At 75.8% G+C, this 3,308-nt stretch carries 3 protein-coding genes; 1 reads left to right on the forward strand and 2 read right to left on the reverse strand.

Annotated features, from left to right (window positions below; genetic code table 11):
• Window positions 1-204 precede the first annotated feature (204 nt).
• Window positions 205-384 (reverse strand): hypothetical protein, encoded by a 180-nt coding sequence (locus O4J56_RS31890; protein WP_270690958.1) that lies wholly within the window; start codon window positions 382-384, stop codon window positions 205-207.
• A gap of 318 nt (window positions 385-702) precedes the next feature.
• Here O4J56_RS31890 and O4J56_RS31895 point away from each other — a divergent pair, with 318 nt between their 5' ends.
• Window positions 703-1,722 (forward strand): FkbM family methyltransferase, encoded by a 1,020-nt coding sequence (locus tag O4J56_RS31895; RefSeq protein ID WP_270690959.1) that lies wholly within the window; start codon window positions 703-705, stop codon window positions 1,720-1,722.
• A gap of 8 nt (window positions 1,723-1,730) precedes the next feature.
• Here the strand turns inward: O4J56_RS31895 and O4J56_RS31900 are convergent, their stop codons facing one another.
• Entirely contained in the window at window positions 1,731-2,891 is a 1,161-nt protein-coding gene (locus tag O4J56_RS31900; RefSeq protein ID WP_270690960.1) for a thiolase C-terminal domain-containing protein, read from the reverse strand.
• Window positions 2,892-3,308: the final 417 nt, after the last annotated feature.

Here is a 3,308-nt window from a genome sequence, read left to right on the forward strand (position 1 = left end):
CGAGATCAACACCAGTGCGCCCCGCACCGCCGCCCCCTCGTTGATCTCGGGAGAAACGACGCTTCCAGGCCGCTTTTAGGGGCGCATTTCCCGAGATCAACGAGGGGGCGGCGTCCGTCGGCGCGGCCGGACGGAACCCTCTGCTGCCGGGGCACCGAATGGGCCCGGGGGCGCCTGTCCGGCGCCCCCGGGCGGCGGGCGGGGTCAGGGCCCGCCGACGAGCGCGGGGCTCAGTCCGACGTCGATGGCGGCCAGCGGCACGGCGTTCTCCACGCCGAGACCGGACCCGTCCGACACGGGCAGGGCGCCCGCCAGCGCCAGCCCTCCGACCAGCAGCGCCCCGGCCGCCAGTACCAGGACCAGTCGCGCGGTCCTCTCCGTCATCGGTTTCTCCTCACGTTGTTCAGGGGTATGTCCTCGGGGGGTATCGCAGCCTTGATAGCGGTGACCGGATCCCGGGTGTGGGACGGTCCGGAACCCGCCGCGCCGCCCGTGTCGCCGCCCTCTGCCCGGCTCCGCCCCGGTCCGTCCCGACCCTCGCGGCACCCCCGCCCCGCGCACCGCGCCCCCGGCCCACCGCATCCGCCACACGCCGGGCGCGGGCCCTGCTTCCGGGCCCGGCCCGGGGTTAGCCTGGCCGTCCAGGCGGGCCGCGCCCTCGCGGGCCGGTCCCCGACGGCCGCCCACGTCCCGGAGAGCGACATGGCCCTGCACTTCCGCTCCGCCGCACCCCGCCGGGAGCGCGACTTCCGCTCCACCCCGGAGGGGCGGCGGCACAGTTGGTACGGCACGAAGAGGCATGTCAAGCGCGTCCTCGGCACGCGCCTGCCCCACCTGGCGATGCGGGGTGCGGTCCGGGTCGCCGCGCCCGGGCTCCGCGCGTCGGGCCGCCTGCCCGCCCCCGCCCGCCTGACCGAGGTCGCCGGGCACGCCGACGGCGCGCACTTCGTGATGCTGCGCCCGGCCGACTGCGTCATCGCCAAGGAGCTGTACTGGGGACGGGGCCACCGTCCGCAGCCCGCCGACGACCTGGCGGTGCGGATGTTCGCGGCGCTGGCCCGGGACGCCGCGCACCTGCTCGACATCGGCGCCTACACCGGCCTGTTCACCCTGGTCGGCACGGCCGCGAACGAGGACCTGCGGGCGCACGCCTTCGAGATGGTGCCGGAGGTCTACCGCGCCCTGTTCGACAACTGCGTGCGCAACCGGGTGCTGCACCGCACGACCCTGCACCACGTGGGGGTGGGGCCGCCGGACACGACCGTCGCCATGCCCGCCCGCTCGGGCGACGCCGCCCTGCCCTGCTACTACTCCAGCGGCATGGAGTTCGCCGACGGCGTCCCGGTGCGGGTCGTCGCCCTGGACTCCTTCGCCGGCCTGCCCGGCGGCGGGCGGGTCCTGCTCAAGGTCGACGTGGAGGGCACCGAGGCCGAGGTGTTCGCGCACGGGCGGGCGTTCATGGCCGAGCACCGGCCCGACGTGCTGTGCGAGGTCCTGCCGGACGCCGACGCCGAGCGCCTGTCCACCCTGCTCGAACCGCTCGGGTACCGGTTCCACCTGGTGGGCACGCGCGCCCTGGCCCCGGCCGGGGAGCTCGTGCCCGACCCGCGGTTCCGCGACTGGCTGTTCACCACCCGCACGACGGCCGAGCTCAGAGCGCTCGGCGTTCCGGTCGCGGGCCGTGAGACGGCCCCCGGGGCCGGGGCGGAGACTCCGCTCTAGAACGCCCTCTACCTCACCAGCAGCGCGGCGCTGCCGTAGGCGCCGCCGAAGCCGGTGCACAGGGCCACCGAGGCCCCGGGAAGCCGCCCGACGCCGTCGCCGCGCAGCTCCCGCACCGCCTCGGCGACGTTGTTCAGGCCGTGCACGTACCCCTCCGACAGCAGCCCCCCGTGCGGGTTGACGGGCACTCCCCCGGCGGCGGCCGCCCCCTGCGCCGTGATGCCGCCGGAGCGCAGGACCCGCGCCATCTCCGCCGGCTCCACCAGGCCGAAGTCGGCGAGCTGGCGCGGCACCAGGAAGGAGTAGGCGTCGTAGAGGTAGGCGGCGTCCACGTCCGCGGGGCGCATGCCCGCGGCCGCGTACAGGCGCGGGGCTACCTCCGCCGAGAAGACCGCCCCCGGGTCCGGTGACCGGTCCAGCCGGGACAGGTCGGGGCGACCTCCGCGCACCACGGACCGGATGCGCGGCGCCCCCTCCGCGACGGGCCGCCGAGCGCCGGTGACCACCAGGGCGACCGCGCCGTCGGCCTCCTGGCAGCAGTCGGCGCGCCGCAGCGGTTCGGCGATGAGCGGCTCGCGGAGGTAGGCCTCCCACGGCAGCGGCTCGCGGCGCATCGCGCGCGGATTGTCGGCCGCCTGCGCGCGGGAGGAGGCGACGACGGCGGCCAGGTCGCGCTCGCCGAGCCCGGCGTCGTGCAGGTGGCGGCGGGCGACGAGGGCGAACTGGGCGACCGGGCCGGCGAGCCCGTAGGGAAGGGTGAACTGCTCTTCGACGCCCTCGCCCTGGCGCAGGCCGAGCCCGGTCATGCGGCGGCCGGAGCGGCCGTTGAGGGAGCGGTGCACCAGCACGGTGGACGCCTGCCCGGTGGCCACGAGCATCGCGGCGTCCCCGAGGACCGAGGCGCACTGGGTGCCGCCGCCGTGCATGTCGTTGTGCCAGCCCAGGCGGGTCAGGCCGAGGGCGCGGGCCAGATCGGTGGCGGGCGCGGAGTCTCCGAGGTGGTAGGAGAGGATCGCGTCGACCTCGTCGGGGGCCGTCCCCGCGTCGGCGAGTGCGGCTCGTGAGGCCTCGGTGGCGAGGGAGAGCGGGGTGCGGCCGGAGGAGCGGGTGAAGGGCGTCGCCCCGACGCCGACGACGGCGGCGCGCTCGGCGATCCCGGATGCGCCCATGCGGCCTCCCGGGGGCGGGGAGGGGGCGGACGCCGCCCGCCGGGGACGGGGCGCGATCCATCCCCGACAGGCGACGCGTTCTCATGCCTGCCGTCCGGCACGCCTGGCGGGCCGGGCCCACCGGGCGCCCTCACCGGGCTCGGCTCGCAACCGAAGCTAGCTTTGAAACACGTTCTAACGCAAGGGTCGCAATCGATTCGATATGACGCGCACCACATGCCCCGAGGCGCGCAACCCCTGCTCCGACCCCCTGCCAAAGAGGCCGCCCGAACGACACATACCGGGCATACCAGACACCGGGAGGAGGACCCCGGCATCCCGCGTCGTGAATTCGACGCTTTTATGCAGATCAAGCGTCGATTTCACCACCCAATCCGCCCCCGCGCCCCCTCGGCGATGTTAGCGGCCGGGGGGGGG

Origin of the sequence: Nocardiopsis endophytica, from assembly GCF_027706725.1 — a bacterium.
In the GTDB taxonomy this organism is placed as follows: Bacteria; Actinomycetota; Actinomycetes; order Streptosporangiales; family Streptosporangiaceae; genus Nocardiopsis_A; species Nocardiopsis_A endophytica.